The organism is Streptomyces sp. NPDC057694 (assembly GCF_042799415.1).
In the GTDB taxonomy this organism is placed as follows: domain Bacteria; phylum Actinomycetota; class Actinomycetes; order Streptomycetales; family Streptomycetaceae; genus Streptomyces.
This window is the reverse complement of the sequence record NZ_JBHVIX010000055.1, coordinates 1-5,594: the sequence shown is the minus strand read 5'-3', so window position 1 is coordinate 5,594 and position 5,594 is coordinate 1. Positions and strand designations below refer to the sequence as shown.

Sequence of the window (5,594 nt, the reverse complement as noted above, 5' to 3'; positions counted from 1 at the left end):
CCCCTGAAGCGAGCGCAGCTCGCTCTTCAGGGGCGCGGGGAACTGCGCGACCAGCCACGACGGTGGCGCGCCTTAAAGACGGCCGCGGCGACCCGCGCGAAAGGGGACCGTTACCGTGACCCCGGTGACCCCCCTCGTACGCTGGGCCAGAACTCACCCCCGGGCCCTCGACGCCACCCTCGCCCTCGCGGTCCTCGTCTGCATGATCGCCGGTTCCTTCGTGGACCACAGCAACGCCGGCGGGGGCAGCTACACCTGGGGCGCCCGCACCCCGAACCCCCTCAGCCTCGTCCTGATGGTCCTCGGCGCCGCCGCCCTCGTCTTCCGGCGCATCGCCCCGATGTGCGTACTCGCCGCGACCGCGACGGTCTCCTTCGCCGAACTGGCCACCGGCGACCCCCGCGCCCCCATCGTGATGTCCGCCGTCATCGCCCTGTTCACGGTCGCCGCGCACACCGACCGCCCCACCACCTGGCGGGTGGGCCTGGCCACGATGGCGACGCTCACCGGCGTCGCCATGCTGGCCGGACCCCTGCCCTGGTACGCGCAGGAGAACCTCGGCATCTTCGCGTGGACCGGCATGGCCGCGGCAGCCGGCGACGCCGTCCGCTCCCGGCGCGCCTTCGTCGACGCGATCCGGGAGCGCGCCGAACGCGCCGAGCGCACCCGCGAGGAGGAGGCCCGGCGCCGCGTCGCCGAGGAGCGGCTGCGCATCGCCCGGGACCTGCACGACGTCGTCGCCCACCACATCGCCCTGGTCAACGTGCAGGCCGGGGTCGCCGCCCACGTCATGGACAAGCGCCCCGACCAGGCCAAGGAAGCCCTCGGCCACGTCCGCGAGGCCAGCCGCTCCGCGCTCAACGAACTCCGCGCCACCGTCGGCCTGCTGCGGCAGACCGGCGACCCCGAGGCGCCGACCGAACCGGCCCCGGGCCTCGACCGGCTCGACGACCTGGTCGACACCTTCCGGCACGCGGGCCTGCCCGTGGAAGTGGCCCGCGCCCAGGACGCCCCGCAGCTGCCCGCCGCCGTCGACCTCGCCGCGTTCCGCATCGTGCAGGAAGCGCTGACGAACGTACAGAAGCACGCCGGACAGGGCGCCAAGGCCGAGGTCAGCGTCGTGCGCGTGGGGCCCAATGTCGAGGTCAGCGTCCTCGACGACGGACCCGGCGTGGCCCTCGCCCCCGGCCCGGAGGACGGCAACGGCGGGCACGGACTGCTCGGCATGCGCGAGCGGGTCACCGCGCTGCGCGGCACCCTCACCGCGGGACCGCGCTACGGCGGCGGGTTCCGCGTCCATGCGATCCTTCCCGTCAAGGACCGGGCCACCGACACCACTTCAGGGGACGCCACCACATGACCAGCGGCACGATTCGCGTCCTCCTCGCCGACGACCAGGCCCTGCTGCGCAGCGCCTTCAAGGTGCTCGTCGACTCCGAGCCCGACATGGAGGTGGTCGGGGAGGCGTCGGACGGCGCGGAGGCGGTCCGGCTCGCCCGGTCCGAGCGGCCCGACGTGGTCCTGATGGACATCCGGATGCCCGGCACCGACGGCCTCGCCGCCACCCGCGAGATCAGCGCCGACCCCGAACTCGCCGCCGTCCGCGTGGTGATGCTGACCACCTTCGAGGTCGACGAGTACGTGGTGCAGTCCCTGCGGGCCGGCGCCTCCGGCTTCCTCGGCAAGGGCGCGGAGCCCGAGGAACTGCTCTGCGCCGTACGGATCGCGGCCGCCGGTGACGCCCTCCTGTCGCCCGCCGCGACCAAGGGGCTCATCGCCAAGTTCCTCGCCCAGGGCGAGGGTTACGAGGACGGCGTCCGGTCCGCCGGAGCCCACGCGGAGCGGCTCGCCGCGCTCACGGTGCGCGAGCGCGAGGTCCTCGTCCAGGTCGCGGGCGGCCACTCCAACGACGAGATCGCCGAGCGGCTCGAAGTCTCCCCGCTCACCGTGAAGACCCATGTGAACCGTGCGATGGCCAAGCTCGGCGCCCGCGACAGGGCCCAACTCGTCGTGATTGCCTACGAATCGGGCCTGGTCCGCCCACGGGTGGAGTGACCCGCACCGGTCACGTACTACGGGCGCAGTAGGCGGCCGATGAGTAACGGGACCTGGGAGCGACGCATCGCACCGCCCGGGTGGCTCAGGGTGTACTCGTGCCCCGTATGTCTTCGTGACCGCGACGGGGCCCCGCCAATCCGCTCACAGCTCCCCGGGGAGACCTGCCTTCATGTCCTGGCTGTCGAGATTCAGTCTCGCCCAGCGTGCCCTGATCGGCCTGATGTCGATCATCGCGATCGTCTTCGGCGCGATAGCGATCCCCCAGCTCAAGCAGCAACTGCTGCCCACGATCGAACTGCCCATGGTGTCGGTGATCGCCCCGTACCAGGGCGCGTCCCCCGACGTGGTGGAGAAGCAGGTCGTCGAACCGCTGGAGAACTCCCTCGACGCCGTCACCGGGATCACCGGCGTCACCTCCACGGCCAGCGAGGGCAATGCCCTGGTGATGGCGTCGTTCGACTACGGCACCGGCACCAAGCAGCTCGTCGCCGACGTCCAGCAGGCCGTCAACCGGGCCCGTGCCCAACTGCCCGACGACGTCGACCCGCAGGTCGTCGCGGGCTCCACCGACGACATCCCCACCGTCGTCCTCGCGGTCACCTCCGACCAGGACCAGCAGGCCCTCGCCGACCAGCTCGACAAGACCGTCGTGCCGTCCCTCAAGGACATCGACGGCGTCGGCCAGGTCTCGGTCGACGGCGTCCGCGACCTTCAGATCAACGTCACGCCGGACCCGAAGAAGATGGCCAGGGCGGGCGTCGGCGTCCAGACGCTGAGCCAGTCCCTCCAGGCCGCCGGCGCCACGCTGCCCGCGGGCTCCTTCGACGAGGGCGGCAAGAACCGCACGGTCCAGGTCGGCGGCGGCTTCACCTCGCTGGCCCAGATCAAGGACGTGATGGTCACGGGCGAGGGCGTGAAGAAGCCCGTACGCCTCGCCGACATCGCCACCGTGAAGCAGCAGCCGTCCACGGCCGACTCGCTCACCCGCACCGACGGCCGGCCCAGCCTCGCCGTCGCGGTGACCATGGACCACGACGGCTCGGCCGTCACGATCTCCAACGCGGTCGAGGACAAGCTGCCCGGCCTGCGCCAGGACCTGGGCAAGGGCGCCGACCTCACGGTCGTCAGCGACCAGGGCCCGGCGGTCTCCAAGTCCATCTCCGGACTGACCACGGAGGGCGCGCTCGGCCTGCTCTTCGCCGTCATCGTCATCCTGGTCTTCCTGGCGTCGCTGCGCTCGACGCTGGTGACGGCGGTCTCCATCCCGCTGTCCGTGGTCCTCGCCCTGATCGTCCTGTGGACTCGCGACCTGTCGCTGAACATGCTGACGCTCGGCGCGCTGACCATCGCGATCGGCCGGGTCGTCGACGACTCGATCGTCGTCCTGGAGAACATCAAGCGTCACCTCGGCTACGGCGAGGAACGCAAGGAGGCCATCCTCGTCGCCGTCCGCGAGGTGGCCGGCGCGGTCACCTCCTCGACGCTGACGACGGTCGCCGTGTTCCTGCCGATCGGCCTGGTCGGCGGCATGGTGGGCGAGCTGTTCGGCTCGTTCTCCCTCACTGTCACCGCGGCGCTGCTTGCGTCCCTGCTGGTGTCGCTGACGGTCGTGCCGGTGCTGTCCTTCTGGTTCCTGCGCGCGCCCAAGGCGATCCAGGGCGTCGACCCGGAGGAGGCCCGCCGCCTGGCCGAGGAGAAGGAGGCCAGGTCGTGGCTGCAGCGGGCGTACGTCCCCGTGCTGCGCTTCGCGACCCGGCGCCGCCTCACCAGCCTGGCGCTCGCCGTCGTGATCCTCATCGGCACGTTCGGCATGGCTCCGCTGCTGAAGACCAACTTCTTCGACCAGGGCGAGCAGGAGGTCCTCTCCATCAAGCAGGAGCTGGCCCCCGGCACCAGCCTGGCGGCCACCGACGCGTCCGCGAAGAAGGTCGAGAAGGTGCTCCAGGGCATCGACGCGATCAAGGACTACCAGGTCACCGTCGGCTCGTCGGGCTTCATGGCGGCCTTCGGCGGCGGCACCGACACCAACCAGGCCTCGTACTCGGTGACCCTCAAGGACAAGGCGTCGTACGAGGACACGCAGGACCGCGTCGAGCGCGAGCTCGGCAAGCTCGACGGCGTCGGTACGACGACGATCTCGGCCGGTGACGGCTTCGGCAGCCAGGACCTGAGCGTGGTCGTGAAGGCCGCCGACGGCGATGTCCTCGACAAGGCGGCGGAGCAGGTCAGGAAGACGGTGGCCACGCTCGACGACGTCACCGACGTCACCAGCGACCTGTCGCAGTCCGTCCCGCGGATCTCGGTGCGGGCCAACTCCAAGGCGGCCGCCGCCGGGTTCAACGACACGACGCTCGGCGCCGCCGTCACCCAGGCGGTGCGCGGCACGACGAGCGGCAAGGCGACCCTCGACGACACCGAGCGCGACATCGTGGTCAAGTCGGCGCGGCCCGCCGAGACCACGGCTCAGCTGAAGAAGCTGCCGATGGGCCCGCGCGGGCTGACCCTCGGCGACATCGCCACGGTGAAGCTGGTCGACGGCCCGGTCTCGATGACCCGGATCGACGGCGCCCGCGCGGCGACGATCACGGCGAAGCCGACCGGTGACAACACGGGTGCGGTCAGCACCGATCTCCAGTCGAAGATCAAGGCGCTGGACCTGCCGGAGGGCGCCACGGCGACCATCGGCGGTGTCACCTCCGACCAGGACGACGCGTTCAAGAACCTGGCCCTGGCGATGCTCGCGGCGATCGCGATCGTCTTCATGCTGCTGGTGGCGACGTTCCGCTCGCTGGCGCAGCCGCTGATCCTGCTGGTCTCCATCCCGTTCGCGGCGACCGGAGCCATCGGTCTGCTGGTCGCCACCGGTACGCCGATGGGTGTCCCGGCGATGATCGGCATGCTGATGCTCATCGGCATCGTGGTCACGAACGCGATCGTGCTGATCGACCTGATCAACCAGTACCGGAGTCAGGGCCTGGGCGTGGTCGAGGCCGTGGTGGAGGGCGGTCGCCACCGCCTCCGCCCGATCCTCATGACGGCCCTGGCGACGATCTTCGCGCTGCTGCCGATGGCGCTCGGCGTCACCGGCGAGGGCGGGTTCATCGCGCAGCCGCTCGCGGTGGTCGTGATCGGCGGCCTGATCACGTCGACGCTGCTGACCCTGCTCCTCGTGCCGACGCTCTACGCGATCCTGGAACTCCGCAAGGAAAAGCGCGCCCGCAAGCGCGCCGCCAAGCGTGATGCTTCGGTCCCGCCGCAGTCTCCGTCTCCGGAACCGGAATCTGAGCGGGCCGGAGTCTGACGGCCCGGCTGGCCCCCGCCGCCTTGGGCAGTCTGCCGCCTGGGGCGGCAGGGTGGGCAAGGCGGCACCCCGGCGCGGGGTGAGCGCCTATCGGGCGGCCAGTTCAGCGCCGTTCGCGGGTGCGGGCCCGGTGGGGGCTGGTCGCGCAGTTCCCCGCGCCCCTGAGATGCGCACTTCGTGCGGCATCTCATCAGGGGAAGCTGCGCGCAGCGCATGCTTCAGGGGCGCGGGGAAC

3 protein-coding genes are annotated in these 5,594 nt (G+C 71.3%); all 3 read left to right on the top strand.

Features of this window, described 5'->3' with window-relative positions; genetic code table 11:
- Positions 1–124 precede the first annotated feature (124 nt).
- The 3 genes from ACFVDP_RS43795 to ACFVDP_RS43785 all read left to right on the top strand — a co-directional run bounded on the left by ACFVDP_RS43795 (position 125) and on the right by ACFVDP_RS43785 (position 5,359).
- Complete coding sequence (locus tag ACFVDP_RS43795; RefSeq protein WP_383503419.1) at positions 125–1,360, top strand: sensor histidine kinase; 1,236 nt, start codon at positions 125–127, stop codon at positions 1,358–1,360.
- Positions 1,357–2,055 (top strand): response regulator, encoded by a 699-nt coding sequence (locus ACFVDP_RS43790; protein ID WP_383503418.1) that lies wholly within the window; start codon positions 1,357–1,359, stop codon positions 2,053–2,055. The genes ACFVDP_RS43795 and ACFVDP_RS43790 overlap by 4 nt, the downstream gene beginning before the upstream one ends.
- Positions 2,056–2,227: 172 nt before the next feature.
- Positions 2,228–5,359 carry an efflux RND transporter permease subunit gene (locus ACFVDP_RS43785; RefSeq protein WP_383503416.1) on the top strand — a complete coding sequence of 1,044 codons (3,132 nt, stop codon included), beginning with the start codon at positions 2,228–2,230 and terminating at the stop codon, positions 5,357–5,359.
- Positions 5,360–5,594 lie beyond the last annotated feature (235 nt).

Coding starts and splice junctions, on each gene's coding strand:
- ACFVDP_RS43790 (WP_383503418.1), top strand. CDS start 1,357: ATGACCAGCGGCACGATTCGCGTCCTCCTCGCCGACGACCAGGCCCTG.
- ACFVDP_RS43785 (WP_383503416.1), top strand. CDS start 2,228: ATGTCCTGGCTGTCGAGATTCAGTCTCGCCCAGCGTGCCCTGATCGGC.